Annotated in this window: 21 protein-coding genes; 7 read left to right on the forward strand and 14 right to left on the reverse strand. The window is 62.4% G+C overall.

What is annotated here, in order from left to right:
* Positions 1 to 106: 106 nt before the first annotated feature.
* The 7 genes from tdh to AC3WVQ_RS26710 all read right to left on the reverse strand — a co-directional run bounded on the left by tdh (position 107) and on the right by AC3WVQ_RS26710 (position 7,598).
* Complete coding sequence (tdh, locus tag AC3WVQ_RS26680) at positions 107 to 1,141, reverse strand: L-threonine 3-dehydrogenase (RefSeq protein ID WP_060611193.1); 1,035 nt, start codon at positions 1,139 to 1,141, stop codon at positions 107 to 109.
* A gap of 11 nt (positions 1,142 to 1,152) precedes the next feature.
* Positions 1,153 to 2,340 carry a glycine C-acetyltransferase gene (locus AC3WVQ_RS26685; RefSeq protein ID WP_492383238.1) on the reverse strand — a complete coding sequence of 396 codons (1,188 nt, stop codon included), beginning with the start codon at positions 2,338 to 2,340 and terminating at the stop codon, positions 1,153 to 1,155.
* Entirely contained in the window at positions 2,341 to 3,450 is a 1,110-nt protein-coding gene (locus AC3WVQ_RS26690; RefSeq protein ID WP_457578456.1) for an NAD/NADP octopine/nopaline dehydrogenase family protein, read from the reverse strand.
* Between the two features lie 69 nt (positions 3,451 to 3,519).
* The gene (locus AC3WVQ_RS26695; protein ID WP_034805888.1) at positions 3,520 to 4,602 is read right to left on the reverse strand and encodes an ABC transporter ATP-binding protein; all 1,083 of its coding nucleotides are present in this window, start codon (positions 4,600 to 4,602) and stop codon (positions 3,520 to 3,522) included.
* Positions 4,602 to 5,396: an ABC transporter permease gene (locus AC3WVQ_RS26700; RefSeq protein WP_457578458.1), complete on the reverse strand. Its 795-nt coding sequence runs from the start codon at positions 5,394 to 5,396 to the stop codon at positions 4,602 to 4,604. Before AC3WVQ_RS26700 ends, AC3WVQ_RS26695 begins: the two co-directional genes overlap by 1 nt.
* Entirely contained in the window at positions 5,396 to 6,382 is a 987-nt protein-coding gene (locus AC3WVQ_RS26705; protein WP_457578459.1) for an ABC transporter permease, read from the reverse strand. Before AC3WVQ_RS26705 ends, AC3WVQ_RS26700 begins: the two co-directional genes overlap by 1 nt.
* A gap of 109 nt (positions 6,383 to 6,491) precedes the next feature.
* Positions 6,492 to 7,598: an extracellular solute-binding protein gene (locus tag AC3WVQ_RS26710; RefSeq protein ID WP_060644721.1), complete on the reverse strand. Its 1,107-nt coding sequence runs from the start codon at positions 7,596 to 7,598 to the stop codon at positions 6,492 to 6,494.
* 300 nt (positions 7,599 to 7,898) lie between these two features.
* Between AC3WVQ_RS26710 and AC3WVQ_RS26715 the strand changes: the two genes are divergently transcribed.
* Positions 7,899 to 8,813 (forward strand): LysR substrate-binding domain-containing protein, encoded by a 915-nt coding sequence (locus AC3WVQ_RS26715; protein ID WP_034805874.1) that lies wholly within the window; start codon positions 7,899 to 7,901, stop codon positions 8,811 to 8,813.
* 85 nt (positions 8,814 to 8,898) lie between these two features.
* On the forward strand, positions 8,899 to 9,441 hold the full coding sequence (locus AC3WVQ_RS26720; protein ID WP_192357065.1) for a GNAT family N-acetyltransferase: 543 nt from the start codon (positions 8,899 to 8,901) through the stop codon (positions 9,439 to 9,441).
* Here AC3WVQ_RS26720 and pobA read toward each other — a convergent pair.
* On the reverse strand, positions 9,435 to 10,607 hold the full coding sequence (gene pobA, locus AC3WVQ_RS26725; RefSeq protein ID WP_089042812.1) for a 4-hydroxybenzoate 3-monooxygenase: 1,173 nt from the start codon (positions 10,605 to 10,607) through the stop codon (positions 9,435 to 9,437). The genes AC3WVQ_RS26720 and pobA overlap by 7 nt on opposite strands.
* Positions 10,608 to 10,735: 128 nt before the next feature.
* Between pobA and AC3WVQ_RS26730 the strand changes: the two genes are divergently transcribed.
* Positions 10,736 to 11,623 carry a helix-turn-helix domain-containing protein gene (locus AC3WVQ_RS26730; protein ID WP_113079296.1) on the forward strand — a complete coding sequence of 296 codons (888 nt, stop codon included), beginning with the start codon at positions 10,736 to 10,738 and terminating at the stop codon, positions 11,621 to 11,623.
* Positions 11,624 to 11,633: 10 nt separating this feature from the next.
* On the opposite strand, the gene vapC is transcribed toward AC3WVQ_RS26730, so the two are convergent.
* Both vapC and vapB read right to left on the reverse strand, forming a co-directional pair.
* On the reverse strand, positions 11,634 to 12,041 hold the full coding sequence (vapC, locus tag AC3WVQ_RS26735; RefSeq protein WP_090425784.1) for a type II toxin-antitoxin system tRNA(fMet)-specific endonuclease VapC: 408 nt from the start codon (positions 12,039 to 12,041) through the stop codon (positions 11,634 to 11,636).
* Positions 12,041 to 12,274, reverse strand: a complete 234-nt coding sequence (gene vapB / locus AC3WVQ_RS26740) for a type II toxin-antitoxin system VapB family antitoxin (RefSeq protein ID WP_192357063.1) — start codon at positions 12,272 to 12,274, stop codon at positions 12,041 to 12,043. The genes vapC and vapB overlap by 1 nt, the downstream gene beginning before the upstream one ends.
* A 238-nt stretch (positions 12,275 to 12,512) precedes the next feature.
* On the opposite strand from vapB, the gene AC3WVQ_RS26745 reads away from it, so the two are divergent.
* The gene (locus AC3WVQ_RS26745) at positions 12,513 to 13,961 is read left to right on the forward strand and encodes an NCS1 family nucleobase:cation symporter-1 (protein ID WP_034805858.1); all 1,449 of its coding nucleotides are present in this window, start codon (positions 12,513 to 12,515) and stop codon (positions 13,959 to 13,961) included.
* A 47-nt stretch (positions 13,962 to 14,008) separates the two neighbouring features.
* Here AC3WVQ_RS26745 and olsE read toward each other — a convergent pair whose 3' ends face one another.
* Together olsE and AC3WVQ_RS26755 are read right to left on the reverse strand one after the other, a co-directional pair.
* A complete protein-coding gene (gene olsE / locus AC3WVQ_RS26750) occupies positions 14,009 to 14,950 on the reverse strand; it encodes an ornithine lipid hydroxylase OlsE (protein ID WP_457578461.1) in 942 nt (313 codons plus the stop codon).
* Positions 14,950 to 15,393 carry a hypothetical protein gene (locus AC3WVQ_RS26755; protein WP_112771414.1) on the reverse strand — a complete coding sequence of 148 codons (444 nt, stop codon included), beginning with the start codon at positions 15,391 to 15,393 and terminating at the stop codon, positions 14,950 to 14,952. Before AC3WVQ_RS26755 ends, olsE begins: the two co-directional genes overlap by 1 nt.
* Positions 15,394 to 15,424: 31 nt before the next feature.
* Between AC3WVQ_RS26755 and AC3WVQ_RS26760 the strand changes: the two genes are divergently transcribed.
* Both AC3WVQ_RS26760 and AC3WVQ_RS26765 read left to right on the forward strand, forming a co-directional pair.
* On the forward strand, positions 15,425 to 16,894 hold the full coding sequence (locus AC3WVQ_RS26760) for an amidase (RefSeq protein ID WP_112985527.1): 1,470 nt from the start codon (positions 15,425 to 15,427) through the stop codon (positions 16,892 to 16,894).
* On the forward strand, positions 16,879 to 17,544 hold the full coding sequence (locus AC3WVQ_RS26765) for a TetR/AcrR family transcriptional regulator (RefSeq protein WP_051659713.1): 666 nt from the start codon (positions 16,879 to 16,881) through the stop codon (positions 17,542 to 17,544). The genes AC3WVQ_RS26760 and AC3WVQ_RS26765 overlap by 16 nt, the downstream gene beginning before the upstream one ends.
* Here AC3WVQ_RS26765 and AC3WVQ_RS26770 read toward each other — a convergent pair.
* Entirely contained in the window at positions 17,529 to 18,191 is a 663-nt protein-coding gene (locus AC3WVQ_RS26770; protein WP_492383239.1) for a sulfite oxidase-like oxidoreductase, read from the reverse strand. The genes AC3WVQ_RS26765 and AC3WVQ_RS26770 overlap by 16 nt on opposite strands.
* Before the next feature lie 90 nt (positions 18,192 to 18,281).
* Complete coding sequence (locus tag AC3WVQ_RS26775) at positions 18,282 to 19,037, reverse strand: IclR family transcriptional regulator (protein WP_034805852.1); 756 nt, start codon at positions 19,035 to 19,037, stop codon at positions 18,282 to 18,284.
* A gap of 180 nt (positions 19,038 to 19,217) precedes the next feature.
* On the opposite strand from AC3WVQ_RS26775, the gene AC3WVQ_RS26780 reads away from it, so the two are divergent.
* Complete coding sequence (locus tag AC3WVQ_RS26780) at positions 19,218 to 20,078, forward strand: CoA transferase subunit A (protein WP_492383240.1); 861 nt, start codon at positions 19,218 to 19,220, stop codon at positions 20,076 to 20,078.
* Positions 20,079 to 20,080 lie beyond the last annotated feature (2 nt).

A 20,080-nucleotide genomic window follows, 5' to 3' on the forward strand; every position in this document is an offset into this window, starting at 1 on the left:
TGGTGGACGATCAATAGTGCATAAAACGCATTCTTAGTTCTAGTGACAAAAGACAATTTTTCTCGGATGGGGTCGACCGGGCCGGATCGGGCCGCCCCTTGCGGCCTTACCAGTCCATGACGACCTTTCCGGAATTGCCGGAGCGCATGGCCTGAAAGCCGTCGCGGAACTCGTCGATCTTGATGCGGTGGGTGATGACGGGGGCAAGGTCGAGCCCGCCCTGCACGAAGGCGATCATCTTGTACCAGGTCTCGAACATCTCACGGCCATAGATGCCCTTGAGGTTGAGCATCTTGAAGATCACCTTGTTCCAGTCGATCTCGAAGCCGGCCGGCGCGATGCCGAGAATGGCGATCTTGCCGCCATTGTTCATCTTGTCGATCATGTCGCGGAAGGCAGGGGCCGCACCCGACATTTCCAGCCCGACGTCAAAACCTTCGGTCATGCCGATCGCCTTCATCACGTCGGCAAGGTTTTCCTTCGAGGCATCGACGACATGGTCGATGCCGACGCTTTTCGCGAGCGCAAGCCGCGTCGGGTTGATGTCGGTGATCACCACCTTGCGCGCGCCGGAACGCTTGGCAACGAGTGCGCCCATGATGCCGATCGGCCCGGCGCCGGTGACGAGAACGTCCTCGCCGACGAGATCGAAGGAGAGTGCTGTGTGCACGGCATTGCCGAACGGATCGAAGATCGCCGCGATCTCGTCGGGCACATCCTCCGGGATCGGCACGACGTTATACTCCGGCAGGCAGACGAACTCGCCGAACGAACCCGGCCGGTTGACGCCGACGCCGAGCGTGTTGCGGCACAGATGCCCGCGGCCGGCCCGGCAGTTGCGGCACTTGCCGCAGACGATGTGGCCCTCGCCCGAGACGCGCTCGCCGACATGGTACTTGGTGACGGCAGATCCGACCTCGGCGATCTCGCCCATGAACTCGTGGCCGACGACCATCGGCACCGGAATGGTTTTTTGGGCCCACTGGTCCCAGTTCCAGATATGCACGTCGGTGCCGCAGATCGCCGATTTCTTCACCTTGATCAGCACGTCGTTCGGGCCGATCTCCGGCACCGGCACGCGCTCCATCCAGAGGCCCTCTTCCGGTTTCGACTTCACCAGCGCCTTCATCATGTTCGTCATCAGTCTCTCCCTCAGATCACGCCGAGGTCGCGGCCGACCTCTTCGAAGGCGGCGATTGCCCGCCGGACGTCCGCTTCACTATGCGCTGCCGACATCTGCGTGCGGATGCGCGCCTGGCCCTTCGGCACCACCGGGAAGGAGAAGCCGATGACATAGACGCCCTTCTTCAGCATGCGCGCCGCCATCTCCTGGGCGAGTGCGGCATCACCGAGCATCACCGGGATGATCGGGTGGCCCTCACCGGCCAGCGTGAAGCCGAGCTTCGACATCTCGGTGCGAAACAGGCTCGCATTGGCATAGAGCCGTTCGCGCAAGCGATCGCCGTTGTCGATCAGGTCGAAGACTTTGAGCGAGGCGGCGGCAATCACCGGCGCCAGGGTGTTGGAAAACAGATAAGGGCGCGAGCGCTGCCTGAGCCAGTCGACGACTTCGGCCTTGGCCGAGGTGTAGCCGCCCGAGGCGCCGCCGAGCGCCTTGCCGAGCGTGCCGGTGATGATGTCGATCCGGCCCTCGACGCCGCAATGCTCGGCCGAGCCGCGGCCATTCTTCCCGACGAAGCCGACCGCATGGCTGTCGTCGACCATGACCATGGCGCCATATTTGTCGGCGAGGTCGCAGACGCCACCGAGATTGGCGATGATGCCGTCCATCGAAAACACGCCATCGGTGGCGATCAGCTTGAAGCGGCTGCCCTCGGCCTTCTTCAGTTCCTCCTCCAGCGCCGCCATGTCGTTGTTGGCGTAGCGGAAGCGCCTGGCCTTCGACAGCCGCACGCCGTCGATGATCGAGGCGTGGTTGAGCGCATCGGAGATGATCGCGTCTTCCTCGCCGAGCAGCGTCTCGAACAGGCCGCCATTGGCATCGAAACAGGAGGAATAGAGGATGGTGTCTTCCAGCCCGAGGAAGGACGAAATGCGTGCCTCCAGCTGTTTATGCTCCTCCTGCGTGCCGCAGATGAAGCGCACCGAGGCCATGCCGTAACCGTAGCGGTCGAGCGCCTGTTTGCCGGCCTCGGCCAGTTCCGCGTTGTCGGCAAGGCCGAGATAGTTGTTGGCGCAGAAGTTGAGCACCCGCTCGCCCGAGGCGACCTTGATCTCACCCGCCTGCTTCGAGGTGATCACACGCTCCGACTTGTACAACCCGGCCGTCTTCAGGCCCTCGAGTTCTAAACGGAGATGGGTGAGGAAGCGATCGCTCATTCAGACGCGTCCCTCGGTTCGATCGACAGCGACGACAGGCGGGAAGCCGGTGCGGCACAGGGCATCGAGACCTTCGAGATCCAATCGCTCAAGACCCAGTTCCGGAAGGAGGTCGTTCTCGCCTTCGAAGTCCCGGCCGTACATGGCCGAGAAGATGCGGATGCCGGCCTCGTGCAGGTCTGCCGGGCATCCGGCAAGGCGCGCGAGCTGCGCCGTCACGACCAGACCGAAGGGGACATCCTCCGTCACGTAACGGCTGTCGGCCGTCGCAGGACCCGTGCCGTTATGTCCGGCCTCATGCATTTCCTGGTTCATCTGCGAGATCGTGCTGACCGGCACATGGAACGACAGGTGGAAATGCTGAAAAATGTCGCGCACCTTCAGCTGCAGCTTCTCGGCGACGGCCAGGCGTTCGAGGTCGAGCGTCTCCAGGAGACGACCGATATTGGGGGTGACGTTCTGGGCCTGAACCCAGGTCTCGCCACGCTCCATGCGCGACATGTTGCCGAGCGCGATCCCGAGGTGGTTTTGCGGATTGAGGTTTGAAAGCGCGATCGCCAGCAGGCTGCCGCGGTCGACGAAATGTTCGCCGAAAAGCGCCGTGCAAACCGCATGGCCGCGCGCACTTTCCGATGCCGGAACGGTCGCGAGGTCGACCTGCTTGCGGATGGTGTTCACCTGCACCAGCGCAGGGCCGAGCTTCCGGCCGCTGACGATCGTCGTGCCCCAGGCAACGATCGGCAAGGTGATGCCGCGTGCTGCCAGAAGCGACGAGAGATAAAGCGCTCCGAACGAGGTGTGCGAGCTGAAGATCACCACTTGTCCAGCGGTCAGATGCGGCGCGATTGCGTCCAGCACGAAGCGGTGACCATAGGCCGGCAGCGCGATGAGGATCGCATCGGTATCGTGGACGAGATCTTCCGCACTCTCGGCAACGGCCGGAAGGAAGGTGCCTTCGATGGCACCCTCGGCCGTCAGGCTCTTTCCGTCGGCAAGTGCCACAGTCCCGGTGCCGGACGGCGACCAGAGCGTTGCCTTGTGTCCCAGTTTTTCAAGAAGTGCAGCGGTGCCGAAGGCAATAGAGCCAGCACCTGCGATACCTACACGCATGTCGTTTTCCACTTTCATTGATATCGGGTAGCGGGCGCAGCTGGGCGCCCGCCGTCGAGGGTGTTGCGGCTAAGCCGCGTTGCGGGCGGGGATGAGCGTCGTCGCTTCGGACGACCAGCCGACCCAGATGTCGTCGCGGCTCAAGCCTTCCACCTCGCTTGGATGGACGAGTGCGTTGAGCAGATGCCCCTCGCCGATCTCGACCTTGAGCGATGTGTGGTTGCCTTTGAAAACGCGCTGGCGGATGCGCCCCTTTACCCGGTTGGCGACACCCGGTTCCTGCGCCGAACATTGGATCGCTTCCGGCCGCAGGACGACGTAGATCGCGTCGCCGGCCTTGGGCGAGAGCGCGCCGGCGGACGCCTTGATCGTCATGCCGTTCCACCGCACCGCCGCTTCGCCGGCGTCAGTACCGACGACGTCGGAATGCAACAGGTTGGTTTCGCCGAGGAAGGTCGCCACGAAGGCGGAGCCGGGGCGCTTGTAGAGGGTCGCCGGATCGCCCATCTGCTCGATCCGGCCATTGTTCATGACCACGATCGTATCCGACATGGTGAGCGCCTCTTCCTGGTCGTGGGTCACGAACATGAAGGTCTTGCCGGTCTGTTCCTGGATCGCCTTGAGCTCGATCTGCATCGTCTGGCGAAGCTTGGCGTCGAGGGCGGAAAGCGGCTCGTCCAGAAGCAGAACGTCGGGATCGGGCGCCAAGGCGCGCATCAGCGCGACGCGCTGGCGCTGGCCGCCCGACAGCTCGGACGGAAGGCGGCCGGCAAAATCCTGCAGCTGCACGAGCTCCAGAAGCTCCGATACGCGCCTCTGGATCTGGCGGTTGTCGACGCCCTTCAACTCCAGGCCGAAGGCGATGTTCTTCGCGACCGACATGTGCGGGAACAGCGCGTAGTCCTGGAACACGATGTTGACGTTGCGCCGGTTCGGCGGAACCATTGTCACGTCGCGGCCGGAGAGCAGGATGCGGCCCTCGGTCGGCGTTTCGAACCCGCCCAGCATGCGCAGCGTTGTCGACTTGCCGCAGCCGGAGGGGCCGAGCAGGGTGACGAACTTGCCGCGCTCGATGTTGAGATTGAGATTATCGACGGCGACAAAGCTGCCGAAGCTCTTGCGGATATTTTCGAACTGAACAACCGGTTGCATCAGCGGATCCTCGAACGACGTGTGAGATATTCTGCGTAGAGCCCGACCACGGCGGTCACGACCAGGACGAGCGTCGCCATGACGTTGATCTCCGGAGACATGCCGGACTGCACCCGGGCGAAGATCAGCATCGGCAGCGTCGGGCGATAGCCGCCGAGGAAGAAGGTGCGGACGAAGTCGTCGCTCGACAGCAGCAGGCAGAAGATCATGCCGCCGAAGATGGCCGGTCCCAGATAGGGAAGCGTGACTCGGAAGAAGGTTACGATACTGTCGGCACCGAGATCGCGCGCGGCATCGACCAGATTGCCCGGCATCGAGCGCAGCCGCGTCAGCACCATGACCACCACGAAAGGCACGGCGTGGACGACGTGGCCGAGGATGATGGCGACCGTGCCCGTCGGCAGATCGATGGTGGTGATGAAGATGCGCAGCGAAATCGCCGAGATCATGCCCGGCACCACGGCCGGCAGGCAGGCCACCGCAAAGGCCACGTATTGAGCGGCCCCGCGCAGCGACCCGATCAGCATCGCGATCCAGACACCGATCACCGTTGCAATGGCCGTCGTCGCCGCGGCGATCATGATTGTGTAGAGGCAGGCGTCCAGGAACTGCTTGTCCTTTATGACCTTGGCGTACCAGTCGATCGTCAGGTTTCCGAGCGGAAACGAAATGAAGCTCGCATCCTTCAAGCTGACCGCCACCATCAGCGACAACGGCAGAAACAGGTACAGGACAAACAGCCAGTAGAAGGACTTGAGGGCCAGCCCGGGCCAATCGTGAAACAGGGCGCGCATCAGAATGTCCTTTGCTTCGAGCCGCCGACGACCCGCATGAACAGACCGACGGTGACGAGGGATGCGGCAAGCATGATCATCGCGAAGGCCGCACCGGCCGGCCAACGGCTGCTGGCGCCGTGGAAGAAACTGCTGATCGTCTCGGAGAACATGCTGGTGGTCGGCCCGCCGAGCAGAATGGGAGCGGCAAACACGCCCATGCAGGTGAGAAAGACCAGCGAGCATCCGGACACGATGCCGTCGCGCGACAGCGGCAGGATGATGCGGCGAAAGCGGGTGAACGGCCCTGCCCCGAGATCGGCTGAGGCATCGAGCAGCGACTTCGGGATCTTCTCGATCGCCGAATAGAGCGGCAGCAGCATGTAAAGGCAGACCATGTAGACGAGGCCGAAGCTGATCGAAAACGAGGTGTAGAGCATCTGGATCGGACGCTCGGTCAGCCCGATTTCCCTGAGCAGCACGTTAACGGCACCGCGATTGGCGAGAAGCATGATGACCGAGAAGATGCGGATGATCTCGCCGGCCCAGAACGGGGCCAAGAGCAGGAGCAGCGCCCGTGACCTGTTGCCGGTCGCAACCACCTTCGCCACGTAATAGGCGACCGGATAGACCACGACCAGAGTGACGGCGGTTGCGATGGAGGCATAGATGAAGCTGCGCAGCAGCGGCATCCAGTAGAGCTTTTCGCTGAAGAAGAGCGCGTAGTTGTCGAACGTGAATTCGGCCCCGACGCCCGGCTGCGGCGGATAGCTGGACAGGAGGCTGATGCGCAGCATCTCGTAGATGGGGCCGATATGCATCATCAGCATCCAGACGACCGGCACGCCGGCCAAAAGCAGGATGCGTCCGTATCGCCGCTCGGCAACCGCGCCCAAGGTGTAGCGATAGAGCGGTGAGTTGATCACCCTCGAGACACCGGTCGAGTATTTCATGTGCGCAGCACGGACGGGTAGACCGCCACCTGCCGTATGTGTTCCCACGGCCATTGAATTATCCCAAAGCTTGTCCGCGACCCGACGGGCGTTGGCAGAACATGCGTCACCGTTCTGACCCCGCCGCCACGGCGAGGTCAGTCAGTCATCGCAATGCGATTGATTAGGCCGCTTTCAGTTCGGCGACGGCGCGATCGATGATCTCGTTCTTCATCGAGCGGTTGAGCGAGCTGAAGAAGGTGACGCGCTCGAGCTCGTCCTGTGGCAGGGTCGATGCCAGCCGCTCCCTCTCGTCGAGCAGCTTGTCGACACCCGATATCGTCGAGCTGAAGCCGGAGGTGCGCGTCATCGCCGCCCCGACCTCGGGATTGGCGAGGATCGCGTCGAACAGCTTGTAGGCATTCTCGGCGTTCGGCGCATTGTTGACGATGTTCAGCGTGTAGCAGAAGCCGTAGGTGCCTTCCTTCGGCACGGAGAGCTTGACCGGCACGCCGTCCATGATCAGCTTGGCGGCCGGGCCCGACCAGGCCTGCGCCAGGTGGATGTCCTCGTTGATGAACATCTGCTGCACTTCGCTGGCCGCATCGTAGTATTTGCGAACCATGTGCTTGTGCTTGATCAGGTGGTCGCGCGCTTGGCTGGCGGCCTTCTGGGCCTCCTCGACCTTGTCGGTGTAGGTGACGAAGTCGCCGTCATGGCCCAGATACTTCATGGTGATCGACATGAAGTCGCCCGCCATATAGGCGGTCAGGCCTTCGTACTTCTCGTCGAACATGATGCCCCAGCTGTCGGCCTCCGACACGTAGTCGGTGTTGCGCACGAGGCCTTCGTAGCCGGCAAGGATCGGCAATCCCCACAGGTTGCCCTCGAAGCGCGCCCAGGCAGCGTCCTGATAGGCGGGGTTGAGGTTCGACCAGTTACGCAGCTTTGCCGTATCCAGCGCCTGCACCAGCTTGGAGCCGATGAACTGGCCGTAGCGGTGGCCGGCGACCGTCACGATGTCCGTGGTCGGGTTTGCGCCTTCCGCCGTCAGCAGGTTGTACTGCTTGCCCTGGTCGTCGGTCAGGCGGATGCGAACCTCGATGCCTGTGTCCTTCTGGAACTGCTCGATGAAATCCTGCGGCAGGAACTTGTCATAGGTGGTGATGTTGAGAACCGAGCTCTCAGCACGCGCCGACCGGATGAGGTAAGGCGCGGTGAGCACCGTTGCACCGCCTGCCCCCAACAGCTTGAGCGCGTTCCTGCGATTGATCTTCTGCCCGATAATCATTTGTTCCTCCTCTCGCCTCCCAGCGTGACTTGATGGCGCCAGAGCGCGCATACGCGCTTCTGATCCCGTCGCCGATCGCGCAGCCGGATCGATCCAGTTGCAGCCTGCATAAAGATTGGCGCAGCAAATTTGGTCCGTCTAATTGTTTTTGAGCCTGCATCCATTCCAAAAGGTTATAGCCCAGAATTTAAGCCGGCACGGCAAACGGCGATATTTTGCGGGGGTCTTGGTCGGCCGGATTGTCAACCTCCGCGCGCAAAGCTAGGGTATGGGTAAGTTTGCCCCGAATGAAGTTATGAAATGAAGCGCGCACCGAACCTGCGACAAATCGAGGCTCTTAAAGCCGTGATCGAATGCGGCACGGTCAGCCGTGCCGCGGAAGTGCTGCATATCTCGCAACCTGCCGTGAGCAAGCTCCTGGCGCATCTGGAAGAAGATACGGAGCTTGAACTCTTCGACCGCATCAAGGGGCGGCTCATTCCTTCGGAGCATGGCATGCGGCTCTACAAGGAGATCGATCGTGTCTTCGCCGGCATCAAGCAGATCGAGCGCGCCGTCGACCTGATCCGGCGCGAGGAACTGGGGCAGATCTCGGTCGGTGTGATGCCGGCGCTTTCCGGCCTCTTCATCAGCGACACCAACAAGCGCTTTCTTGCCGGGCACGGCGACGCCTACATCTCGGTGGTGATCCGCAGTTCGCAGTTCATCGTCGAGTGGCTGCTTTCCAAGCAGGTCGATATCGGCCTCATCAACCGCAATACGGACAACCCCTACATCGAGTGCGTTCCCTTGCGCGGCGGAGACCTCGTCTGCATTGCGCCGCGCGACCATCGCTTCGCTGCGAAACAGGAGATCGTGCCCGCCGACATCCACGGCGAGCCCTATATCGGCTTTGCCGCGGACAACCGCATCCGGCAAAAGATCGAAAGCACGCTCGATGTCTATGGCACGCGGTTGAACTACATCATGGATGCGACCCTTGCGCCGGCGGTATGCGAAATGGTCGCCAACGGACTGGGGATCGCCATCGTCGATCCGGTGTTCGCCTTTGGCCAGCGCGACCGGCTGACAATCAAGCCGTTTCTCCCCAGCATTGCGTCGGATCTCAGCCTCTGCTGGCTCCGCGAAACGAGAAACCGCCATCTGGTCGACGCCTATGTCGAGGCGACCCGCGCCACGGTCCAGGATATGCGGCTGGCGATGGAGGCGAACTGAGGCCGTGTCGGCGGTGTGTCGGAATTCGCGGCTTTACAAGCCCCGCTCCACAGCCAAGACTGCGGCCCCGACAGAATGGTGAACCATGCCGACCGCTCCCCTCCTTGTTGACGCATTTTCCGAAGCGCACATCCCCGAGATGCTCGACTGGTTTTCGAGCCTGGAGGCGCTGGTGCAATGGGGCGGCCCCGGCCTCTCCTTTCCGCTGGAAGCGGCACAGCTCGAAGCGATGCTCGCCGGAACCAAAGGTGCCGAACCTGAGCGCTTGATGTTTGCAGGCGTCGTCGACGGCAAGCTCGCCGGCCATGCGCAGGTAGCGCTCGACTGGGCAAACGGCGTCGGGCGCCTCGCCCGGGTTGCCATCAATCCACGCATGCGCGGCCAGGGTCTCGCCCAGCCTTTCGTCAGCGAAGTGACCCGCCGCTTTTTCGCCGACCCCGCCTTCGAGCGGCTGGAGCTCAACGTCTACACGTTCAACGAGGCAGCGATCCGCACCTACCGCAGCCTCGGCTTTTACGAGGAAGGCGTTAGACGCTCTTCCGCAAAGGTCGGGGATGCCAGATGGGACACAGCGATCTACGGCATGCTTAGAGGCGAATGGGTCGAGCGCGTCGGCGCCGCTCAGTAGGGCAAGCCGACATAGTTCTCCGCCAGCGCCGTTTCTGCCGCCACCGAATGGGTGAGGTAGTCGAGTTCGGCTTCCTGGATGCGCTGGTCGAAATCACCGGTATCCGGAAAACGGTGCAGCATCGTCGTCATCCACCAGGAGAAGCGCACGGCCTTCCAGACACGCGCCAGCGCCCGCGCAGAGTAAGCGTCGATGCCGGCATTCGAGCGATCCTGATAGTGTTCGAGCAGCCCCTCGAAGAGATAATGCACGTCGCTGGCGGCAAGGTTCAGACCCTTCGCGCCCGTCGGCGGCACGATATGGGCGGCATCGCCAACCAGGAACAGCCGGCCGAAACGCATCGGCTCGGCAACGAAAGAGCGCAGCGGCGCGATTGATTTTTCAAAGGACGGTCCCGTTACCATTGCTTCGGCATGATGAGACGGCAACCGCCGGCGAAGTTCGTCCCAGAAGCGCGTGTCGGACCAATCCTCGATCTTTTCGCTCACCGCGCACTGGATGTAGTAGCGGCTGCGCGTCGTCGAACGCATCGAGCAAAGCGCGAAACCGCGCGGATGGTTGGCATAGATCAGTTCGTGGTCGACCGGCGGCACGTCGGCGAGAATGCCGAGCCAACCGAAGGGATAGACCTTCTCGAAGGTCTTGAGCGCCTTTTCCGGTACCGACTTGCGGCTGATCCCGTGAAAGCCGTCGCAGCCGGCGATGAAGTCGCAGTCGATGCGCTGCGCCGTGCCATCCTTCTCAAAGGTCACATAGGGCAGATGACCGTCGAAATCATGCGGTTGGACATTGGCCGCCTCGTAGATCGTGACAGCCCCTGAGCGCTCGCGATGCTCCATCAGGTCGCGCGTCAGCTCCGTCTGGCCATAAACCATGACGCGCTTGCCCCCGGTCAGTTGCCTGAGATCGATGCGGTGATCGCGGCCGTCGAAGGCGAGCGAGAAGCCGTCATGCGGCAGGCCCTCCTGATGCATGCGCGCCCCGGCTTGAGCGCGATCCATCAGGCCGACCGTGCCTTCCTCCAGCACGCCGGCGCGCACGCGCCCGAGGATGTAGTCCTTGCTGACACGGTCGACAATGACATTGTCGATGCCCCCTTCCGTCAGCAACTGCCCGAGCAGAAGACCTGACGGGCCCGAGCCGATGATGACCACCTTGGTGCGCATGCTCTCCTCCGGAATTGCTCTTTGTCAGAATTGTCTTTTGGCAAAATCTGCGCCGGGCCGGCTTCGCTCTCAATGGACAAATCCGCCATGAAATTGCACAAATCGAACATGGCTTCAGGATGTGCGGCATGAAGAAGACGGTTCCGACCTACGAACTCTACGGCGAAAAGACCGGAGAACGGCCGGATTTCTGGCTGCATTGCGAGACTATTCCGTCACGAAGCAGCCTCTACCACTGGGAGATCGGGCTGCACCGGCACGAGAGCTTCTTTCAGATCTTGTACATTGCCGGCGGCTCCGGCGACGCGGTCTTTGGCAATGCGGTCAGCATGATCGAACCGCCGATGGTCATTACCGTTCCGCCGGCGCTCAGCCACGGCTTCCGCTTCTCGCGCGACATCGACGGCTTCGTCTTCACCATCCTTGCTTCGCACTTGAAGACGCCGCCCGGCGAGCGCAGCCGCCTTGGCGCCTGGCTCGCCGTCCCGCACCTGATCCGGCTCGACGGCGGCGAAGATGCTGCCTACATCGCAGCAACCCTCACACGTCTTGCCAGGGAATGGGAAACCAGCCGCGGCAACCGCGCCGATCTTCTGGACGCCTACCTGACCGCCGCGCTGACGCTGACGGCCCGTCTCGACGAGACGAGCGACGACCGGGATGATAGCAGCCAGAGTGAAAACGAGCGGCGGGTCCAGCGCTTCCAGGCGCTTTTGCAGCGGCACCTCCGCTCGCATTGGCCGGCCGCGGCCTATGCCCGCGAACTCGGTCTGTCGCAAACCCATCTCAACCGGATCACGCGCGCCGTCGTTGGCCTCAGCGCCCACGAAATGATCTCGCGAAAGCTCGTCGGTGAAGCAAAGCGCGAACTCGTTTTCACCCGCGCCAGCGTCCAGGAAATCAGCTTCCGCCTCGGCTTCGCCGACCCCGCCTATTTCTCCCGCTTTTTCCTGCGCCAGACGGGCGTGACGCCCCGCGCCTGGCGGCTTGCGGAACGAGACAGGCTCGGTGCGTAGGAAGGCGGGATCAGGGCGCCGCGGTCCAGTCCTCGACTCGCAAGCCGGGCACACGATCGAACTCCCGCCGGTTGTTGGTCACGAGGATCAAGCCTTGAGACCGTGCATGACCCGCGATCAACTGATCGTAAGGCCCTATCGGCGTGCCACTGCGGGCGAGTTCGGCGCGCAACTGTCCGGTATGGCTGGCTGCCGCCTGATCGTAGTTGAGAACCTCAAGACGCGCGGCAAACCCCTCTATGACCGATAGGTTGCGCTCGGGCATTGCGGATCTTTCCGCGCCGCAGATCAACTCCATCAGGCTGACCGAGCTGATGCACAGTTGGCCGTGATGCCTGTTGAACGCCTCACGAACCTGCTGCGGCCGGTTCTTGACCGTGTAGATGCAGATATTGGTGTCGAGCATGTATTTCAACATCAGAGTGGCTCGCGTTCCTGGGCCTCCGGCTGCTCTTTCTGCACCATGAAATCGGCTGTGACGAGCTCGCCGTCGAACCAACTGTCCCAGGCCTCGCCTGCGGGTGTAATGATGCGCGTTCGCCCCACCGCCACGATATCGACGCGTTTGACGTCCTCCGGAAGCGCTACGGCCCTCGGCAGCCGGATCGCCTGACTACGATTGGTGAGAAAAACTGCGCCCTGTTCCGACATTGTCGCCTCCGGGATATACCTTGAATATATCCAAGATGGTTTCAGCCACAGGATATGTCAATGGGATATACGCGACCTTTCGCGGCTGCCGATCGCAGTTTCTGCGAGGCCGCTTGGTCACGTTCGGTGCCACTGCATCCCCACCTCGACGATCCAAAAAGCTTTTTGCAACGACTCAAAACGGGAGCAGAATCAAGCTCGGGTCCGAGGGGGGCCCGGAGGAAATACGGAGGAAGACATGGCAGTACGCGATCCGTCGCCCTCGTTGTACAACGAGGATCTGGCACCGGCCGAGGAGCGCCGGTGGGGCGCTTTCAGCATCTTCAATGTGTGGACATCCGACGTGCATAGCCTGTGGGGATACTACCTCGCAGCAAGCCTGTTCCTGCTCTGCGGCAGCTTCATAAACTTCGTCATCGCGATCGGCATCGGCTCGCTGGTGATCTTCTTCCTGATGAGCCTCGTCGGCAATGCGGGCGTACGCACCGGCGTGCCCTTCCCCGTTCTCGCCCGCGCCTCCTTCGGTACCTTCGGCGCCAACGTTCCGGCGCTGGTGCGCGCCGTCGTCGCCTGTTTCTGGTACGGCGCCCAGACAGCGGCTGCCTCCGGCGCGATCGTGGCGCTTCTCATTCGCAACGAAAGCATGCTGGCCTTCCATCAAAACAGCCACATGCTCGGCCACTCGACGCTTGAGGTCATCTGCTACGTCGTCGTCTGGTCGCTGCAATTGCTTATCATCCAGCGCGGCATGGAGACCGTTCGCAAATTCCAGGATTGGGCAGGCCCGGCCGTCTGGATCATGATGCTGATCCTTGCCGTCTACCTGATCGTCAAATCAGGGACGTTCTCCTTCGGTTCGGAAATCCCGCGCGACGTGCTCGTCGAAAAGACCAAGGACGCAGGCGTTCCGTGGGAGCCCGGCAGCTTCCCGGCGCTGGCCGCGGTCGCCGCCACCTGGATCACCTACTTCGCAGCGCTCTATCTGAACTTCTGCGACTTCTCGCGCTATGCAACCGACGTGAAGACGCTACGCAAGGGCAATCTCTGGGGCCTGCCGATCAACCTGCTCGCCTTCTGCCTGGTCGCCGGCGTGACGACGACCGCCGCCTTTGCCGTCTATGGCGAAGTGCTGCTGCATCCGGACCAGATTTCGGCGAAATTCGACAGCTGGTTCCTGGCGCTGCTTGCAGCCCTTACCTTCGCCGTCGCGACGCTCGGCATCAACGTGGTGGCGAACTTCGTGTCGCCGGCCTTCGACTTTGCCAACGTCTTTCCGCGGCAGATCAACTTCAAGCGCGGCGGCTACATTGCGGCGCTGATTGCGCTCATCCTCTATCCGTTCGCCCCTTGGGAAACGGGGGCTGCGCATTTCGTCAACTTCATCGGCTCGACGATGGGGCCGATCTTCGGGGTGATGATGGTGGATTATTATTTGATCCGCCGCGGCCAGCTGAATGTCGAAGCACTCTATCACGAGGACGGCGAGTTCCGCTTCCAGGGCGGCTGGCACGGCAGCGCCTTTATTGCCTTTGCCATCGGCGCGCTGTTCTCCTCGATCCTGCCGACCTTCACCAACATCCTGCCCGCCTGGTGGGGAATCTATGGCTGGTTCTTCGGCGTCGCCATCGGCGGGGCGATCTACTACGTCTTAAGGATCGGCGCACGCAAGCCGGCCTTTGCGGCCTAGTTGTTGCGCAGCATGCCCGGTTCAACACCGGGCATGCTGTCGCATTTTCATGAGCTTTTCTTCGGGAGGCCGAGGATTTCGCGAACGCCGTTCTTGGTGAAGGGCTGCGCCAGTTGTGCCAGGAAGCCTCGGGCTATCTGGCCCTTGATGCCGATGTTAGTGGAGGACGGACGGTCAGGGTTGTAGTATGTGCCGAACAAAAGGTCCCAGACCACGACGTTCTCGCCGTAGTTCATGTTGCCCTCGCGAAGATCCTTCGAGTGATGCCAGCGGTGCAGCCGCGGCGTGCTGAAGAGATAGTCGAAGGGGCCGGTGCGCATATCGACGTTGCAATGGGTAAGAATGCCCATGAAGGCCGTGACCGCGCCGAGCCACCAGAAAACGTGCAACGGAGCGCCCAGGCAATAGAGCGGGATCTGGCTCATGGCGATCTTGAACAGTGAATCGGCCACGTGGAAGCGGCCGGTATTGATGACCCAGAGGCGAACGACGCTGTGATGCAGAGCGTGGAACCGCCAAAAGAACAGCTTTTCGTGGGCGATCCGATGCGACCAATAGAGGCCGAATTCGGCAACCACCACGGCGATAGCCACCTGAAACACCATCGGCCAATCCGATGGCCAGAGACCGAACTTGAGCGCTGCGAGCGGCTGCAGGATGTTGGCGGCATACATGGGAAAGACGGCGGCGATCAGGCCAGCCGCCTGCAGCAGGCCCTTCGTCGCCAGCGTGTGGCCGATATCGTTCACCGTTTCGCCATCCGACTGAAGCCAGCCCCGCTCGTAGGGAATGTAGCGTTCTAGAAGAAACAGGATGAAGACGGCAGCCGCATAGACCGCCACGAATCCGACCATCGGCTCTGCGCTCGCGAACGCGTAGTAGGCGCCGAGCAGTCCACCGAAAAACACCAGCGGCCAGGACAGATACCCAAGCACTAATCTGACAACCTGTCCGAGCCTCGACACGGTGGCTCTGCGCTCTGCCTTCATCAACGATGCTCCATCCACTCGAGCAGTTCCCGGCATGTGCGCGGCCGACCGTCGCTGACGCGCCCGTTGCTGCATGCATCCAGGCGATGGTCCTGCTCGGACCAGCCGCCTCGTCCATGCCGGTACATGCGTCTGATCTCGGCGCAGGTCCGCGGCGTTCCATCACTTAGCCGACCATCACGACAGGGATCGTACAAAGGCTGCACGGTCCGATACGGATTGTCCGCAATCCACATTGCCTTTTCTTCGGCATGGGTCGGGCTCGCGCTGAAGAGGATCATCCACATGGGTAAAATGGCCAGGCGCATCGACAACGTCCTTTGTTGAAACGTTGCACGAGCTTTGCGGGGGGTGGGTTGCACCAGCATTGCAGGAGACGGGAAGATGCAATCAGTCGCTTGCGGATGCAACCGCCCATTGACGATGAAAAGAGAATCTATCATTCTCTTTTCATCGTCAATGGAATCTGGACAGATGCGCGCGCCGAATCCCGAATTTTCGCAACAGGAAACGGACGACTTTTCCGCGCTGGACGCAACGGAACAGGCGCGTCTCGTCTCGACGGGCCAAGCCTCGCCGCTCGAACTCGTCGATGCCGCCATCCGGCGCATCAAGCGGATCGAGCCGCACGTCAACGCCCTTGCATCCACGGGTTTCGACCAAGCGCGCAAGTGCGCCGGAGCTCTTCGGCCGCACGCGGACATGCCGTTCCCGGGCGTACCGACCCTGCTGAAGGATCTGCTTGCCTATCCCGGCCATCCGGCCGGCTTCGGCTCTCGCCTCTTCAAGGGACAGCTCGCCCAAGGCGGATCGGATTACACGGACGCAATCGACAAGGCCGGTCTGATCGTTCTTGGAAAGACGACCACATCGGAGTTCGGTCTGCTCGGCACCACCGAAACCCTCGCCCATGGCGCGACGCGCAACCCCTGGAATTTTGCCCTTTCGACCGGCGGCTCGTCCGGCGGCGCGGTGGCGGCCGTTGCCTCCGGCATGGTGCCGATCGCCCACGCGTCCGACGGCGGCGGCTCGATCCGTGGCCCCTCCTCCTTCTGCGGGCTTTTCGGCTTCAAGCCGAGCCGGGACCGCACGGTGAATGCCGGCCTGCCGCCGGCGATACCGACGGCGCGGCTGATCAGCGACCATTGCGTCAGCCGTTCCGTGCGCGACAGCGCCTTGTGGCTGGCGGCGACCGAGCGGCAGGACCTGACGCGACCAATGCCTGCGATCGACGATATGCGCTGCGGCCCGCAGAAGAGGCTGCGCATCGGCGTCTATCGCCATGATGTTTTCGGGCGCGGCGTGTCTGAAGCGGTCGAGGACGCGCTCAACGCAGCGATCACGTTGTGCACGGTTTTGGGGCACGAGGTCGTCGAATGCGCGGGGCCTGACGTCAACGCGCAGGAAACCAGCCGCGCCTTTTTCAATCTGACCGGGATCGTTCTGTCCGGCCTGTTCGACCAGGTCGCGGCCGCAATGGGCGGCGCCTTCGACGAGACCTTGTTCGAGCCCTACACGGTCGAGCTCGTCCGCCGCGCCAGGCGGCTGCCGGAGGCGGCAATCATGGAGGCGATCGGCGCGACGAAGAGGGCCGAGGCGAGCGCAAATCAGACGATCTCCGGCTATGACGTGCTGCTTTCGCCCACCGTCCCCTTCACGGCCTTTCCGCTGGGGACGCAAGGACCGACCGAGGATGCAGTCCAACTCATCGCGTTTACGGAACGCCTCGCCGGGTTCACCAATGTGGCGTCCTTTGCCGGATGGCCCGCCATGTCGGTGCCGCTTTGCTGGTCGCGCGAGGGGCTGCCGGTCGGCTGCCATTTCGCTGCAGCAACGGGCGAGGACGCGTTGCTCTTCTCGCTCGCCTTCCAGTTGGAAGAAGCTGCCCCCTGGCAACCAAGGCTCACCGAGCTTGCAGAAAGGCTCGCATGCCCCAGCGCCTGAAGCAGGAAGTGCGCGAGCGTCTGCTTACGGCAGCGGCAGCGGTGTTTGCCGAGCAAGGGTTCGAAAAGGCGCGGCTGACCGATGTGGCGGAACGGGCGGGTACGAGTTCGAGCAACATCTACAAGTACGTCGCCGACAAGGAAGCGCTGTTTTATGAGATCGTGACACCGGCGCTCGCCGGGCGATTGTTGCGCCTGCTGCGCGCCCGTGTACGAGAACTGCGATCGATCGGCAATTGGCTGCAGGCCGATGCTTCCGGATCCGAACGTGCCGGGGCGCTGCTGTCCTTCTGGATCGAACAGCGGCTCGTGGTCCTCATCCTGCTTCGCGGCGCTGACGGCACGCGCTACGCCCATGTCCGCAAGCTGATGATCCGGGAGATGGTGCGGCTGGCTTCCGGCTACCTGACCGACAAGGGCGGCGAGCAGGCCCTGACGCCTTTGATGGGTTTCATGCTCGAGCGAACCTTCACTCGAACGCTGGACACCATTGCCGATACGCTCAGCGAATACAGCGACGCCCCATCGATCCAGTCGGCCATTTCGCTCTTCTGGCGCTACCAGCTTGCGGGGCTGCAATCGCTTCTGGACCCGGACGCGTTGGGCGGTGATCGTCAAGCCTTCACAGGCCCCGATCAGTCGTCCGAATAGCGCTCCTCGCGCCACGGGTCGCCACGCATGTGGTAGCCGTTCCGCTCCCAGAAGCCGGGCATGTCGCCTTCGCGAAAATCGATACGCGTCAGCCACTTGGCACTCTTCCACAGATAAAGATGCGGAACGACGAGCCGCATCGGTCCGCCATGGGTGCGGCCGATCGGTTGGCCCTCCCATTCGGTCGCAAGGATCGCGTCTTCGGAGGCGAAATCCGCAAGCGGCATGTTCGTGGTGTAGCCGTCATAACTCGTCAGCATGACATGGCTCGCCTCGGCCTTCGGCATCACCTGGTCGAGCAGATCACGTGTGGTCACGCCTTGCCAGCGGTTGTCGTAGCGCGACCACGTCGTCACGCAATGCATGTCGGAGAGACGGTGGCTCTGCGGCAACGCCTTGAAGGTGGCCCAGTCGAGCGACAGCGGATGCTCGACGTGGCCGGTGATATCGAGCCGCCAGCTTTCCGTCCGGATGATCGGCTGCTGGCCGAGGTCGAGCACCGGCCAGTCCTTGACCAGGTGTTGCCCGGGCGGAAGGCGCTCGTCCTCGGGGCGCACGATCCGCCCCGTCAGGAACTTGCCATCGCCGGCCCAGCGCCGCTTCGTCGTCGTGAGCTTGGTTTCCGGCGGATGCGCGTCGTCGGTCATGATGCTCTCCTCCCCAACCCCCGAATTCACTCGCCAAGCGAGAGTAAGAAGGGCGCGACGGCGGAAGGTCAAGCGCAGCTTCAAAAGTTGTTATCTCAGCACCAGCCGGAGCGCCGCTTGCGTTTCCTTGAGCAGCGGCAGGTAACGCTCAACCATCTCCGCTGCGGCCACGTGGGCTGCCGGCGCGCCGATGTTTAGCGCCGCAACGATCCGGCCGCGGTCGTTTTCGAGCGGCACTGCGATCGAACAGAGACCGAGTTCGAGTTCCTGATCAATCAACGCATAGCCCTGGTCGCGCACACGGCGAAACTCGGCGATCAGGTCCTCCGGATCGGTCTTCGTATAGGGCGTGTTTGCCTTGAGGTTCGATCGGGCAAGGATCTCTCGTGCCTCATGCTCCGGCAGTGCCGCGAGCCATACCCGCCCCATGGAGGCGCAATAGGCCGGCAGGCGCGACCCCGTCGTCAGGTTGATCGACATCACCCGCTTTTGCGAGGCGCGGGCGATGTAGACGATCTCGGTTCCATCCAAGACCGAGGCCGAGGCGCTCTGCCCGGCGCGGTCGGACAATTGGTCGAGATAAGGTTGGATGATCGTCGGCAGCGGCGTTGCCGAGAGATAGGCATGGCCAAGGCGCAGGATCTTCGGCGTCAGCGCGAAGAACTTGCCGTCATAGTCTGCATAGCCGAGCTCGGAGAGGGTCAGCAGCGACCGGCGCACCGTCGCCCGGTCAAGCCCGGTAATCTTTGACGCCTCGGCAATCGACAGTTTCGGCCGGGTTTCATCGAAGGCTTCGATCACTGCCAACCCGCGCGCAAAGCCGCTGACGAAGTCCGTTTCCCGCATCCTTGCCTCCCAAATCATCGCCAACGATTTTGTGCGATATACGAACAAAAGTCAAATATCGCACAAAATGTTTGACCGAGCGTTTCGATCGGCGCTTATTGGCATCCGGAAGAGGAAGGCGCCGGCTGCCCGTGGGGCGACGAAGGCCACGAACAGATCACTGAGACCAAGAGAGGAAACATGGCGAAGATCGTTTCGCTCGCCGAGGCTGTCGGCGACAATGTCAGGGATGGCGACACCGTCGCCATGGAAGGCTTCACCCATCTGATCCCCTATGCCGCGGGGCATGAGGTGATCCGCCAGGGTCGCAAGGACCTCTATCTGGTGCGTATGACGCCGGACATTCTCTATGACCAGCTGATCGGCGTGGGTGCGGCGCGTGGCATGAAGTTTTCCTGGGGCGGCAATCCCGGCGTCGGCTCGCTGCATCGCTTCCGCGACGCCGTCGAAAACCAATGGCCGCGGCCGCTGGAGATCGAGGAGCATTCCCACGCGGCGATGGCCAACGCCTATGAGGCGGGTGCCGCCAACCTGCCGTTTGCGACGCTGCGTGGTTACATCGGCGCCGACCTGCCGAAGGTAAACCCCAACATCAAGTCGGTCACCTGCCCGTTTACCGGCGAAGTGCTTGCGGCCGTACCGGCGATCCGCCCTGACGTCACGATCATCCACGCCCAGCACGCCGACAGGAAGGGCAACGTGCTGATCGAAGGCATCGTCGGCGTGCAGAAGGAGGCGGTTCTTGCCGCCAAGCGCTCGATCGTCACGGTCGAGGAGATCGTCGACGAACTCGACCCTCCGTCGCCCAATTCCCTCGTACTGCCGAGCTGGGCCGTCACATCGGTTGCCCACGTTCCGGGTGGCGCCTTCCCGTCCTATGCGCACGGTTACTATCCGCGCTCCAACGCCTTCTACATCGGCTGGGACGAGATCGCCCGCGACCGCGATAGCTTCACCGCCTGGATCAAGGAAAACGTGCTCGACGCCGGGCCGGAAGATTTCGCCAAGCATGCCGGCAACAAACCGGCAAAAGCGGCCTGAGG

The sequence above is a fragment of the Ensifer sp. EB106-05-01-XG146 genome, assembly GCF_058791875.1.

Bases quoted from the DNA above. Each gene is read 5' to 3' on its own strand.
- tdh (WP_060611193.1), bottom strand. From the start codon at position 1,141: ATGACGAACATGATGAAGGCGCTGGTGAAGTCGAAACCGGAAGAGGGC.
- AC3WVQ_RS26685 (WP_492383238.1), bottom strand. From the start codon at position 2,340: ATGAGCGATCGCTTCCTCACCCATCTCCGTTTAGAACTCGAGGGCCTG.
- AC3WVQ_RS26690 (WP_457578456.1), bottom strand. From the start codon at position 3,450: ATGCGTGTAGGTATCGCAGGTGCTGGCTCTATTGCCTTCGGCACCGCT.
- AC3WVQ_RS26695 (WP_034805888.1), bottom strand. From the start codon at position 4,602: ATGCAACCGGTTGTTCAGTTCGAAAATATCCGCAAGAGCTTCGGCAGC.
- AC3WVQ_RS26700 (WP_457578458.1), bottom strand. From the start codon at position 5,396: ATGCGCGCCCTGTTTCACGATTGGCCCGGGCTGGCCCTCAAGTCCTTC.
- AC3WVQ_RS26705 (WP_457578459.1), bottom strand. From the start codon at position 6,382: ATGGCCGTGGGAACACATACGGCAGGTGGCGGTCTACCCGTCCGTGCT.
- AC3WVQ_RS26710 (WP_060644721.1), bottom strand. From the start codon at position 7,598: ATGATTATCGGGCAGAAGATCAATCGCAGGAACGCGCTCAAGCTGTTG.
- AC3WVQ_RS26715 (WP_034805874.1), top strand. From the start codon at position 7,899: ATGAAGCGCGCACCGAACCTGCGACAAATCGAGGCTCTTAAAGCCGTG.
- AC3WVQ_RS26720 (WP_192357065.1), top strand. From the start codon at position 8,899: ATGCCGACCGCTCCCCTCCTTGTTGACGCATTTTCCGAAGCGCACATC.
- pobA (WP_089042812.1), bottom strand. From the start codon at position 10,607: ATGCGCACCAAGGTGGTCATCATCGGCTCGGGCCCGTCAGGTCTTCTG.
- AC3WVQ_RS26730 (WP_113079296.1), top strand. From the start codon at position 10,736: ATGAAGAAGACGGTTCCGACCTACGAACTCTACGGCGAAAAGACCGGA.
- vapC (WP_090425784.1), bottom strand. From the start codon at position 12,041: ATGTTGAAATACATGCTCGACACCAATATCTGCATCTACACGGTCAAG.
- vapB (WP_192357063.1), bottom strand. From the start codon at position 12,274: ATGTCGGAACAGGGCGCAGTTTTTCTCACCAATCGTAGTCAGGCGATC.
- AC3WVQ_RS26745 (WP_034805858.1), top strand. From the start codon at position 12,513: ATGGCAGTACGCGATCCGTCGCCCTCGTTGTACAACGAGGATCTGGCA.
- olsE (WP_457578461.1), bottom strand. From the start codon at position 14,950: ATGAAGGCAGAGCGCAGAGCCACCGTGTCGAGGCTCGGACAGGTTGTC.
- AC3WVQ_RS26755 (WP_112771414.1), bottom strand. From the start codon at position 15,393: ATGATAGATTCTCTTTTCATCGTCAATGGGCGGTTGCATCCGCAAGCG.
- AC3WVQ_RS26760 (WP_112985527.1), top strand. From the start codon at position 15,425: ATGCGCGCGCCGAATCCCGAATTTTCGCAACAGGAAACGGACGACTTT.
- AC3WVQ_RS26765 (WP_051659713.1), top strand. From the start codon at position 16,879: ATGCCCCAGCGCCTGAAGCAGGAAGTGCGCGAGCGTCTGCTTACGGCA.
- AC3WVQ_RS26770 (WP_492383239.1), bottom strand. From the start codon at position 18,191: ATGACCGACGACGCGCATCCGCCGGAAACCAAGCTCACGACGACGAAG.
- AC3WVQ_RS26775 (WP_034805852.1), bottom strand. From the start codon at position 19,037: ATGCGGGAAACGGACTTCGTCAGCGGCTTTGCGCGCGGGTTGGCAGTG.
- AC3WVQ_RS26780 (WP_492383240.1), top strand. From the start codon at position 19,218: ATGGCGAAGATCGTTTCGCTCGCCGAGGCTGTCGGCGACAATGTCAGG.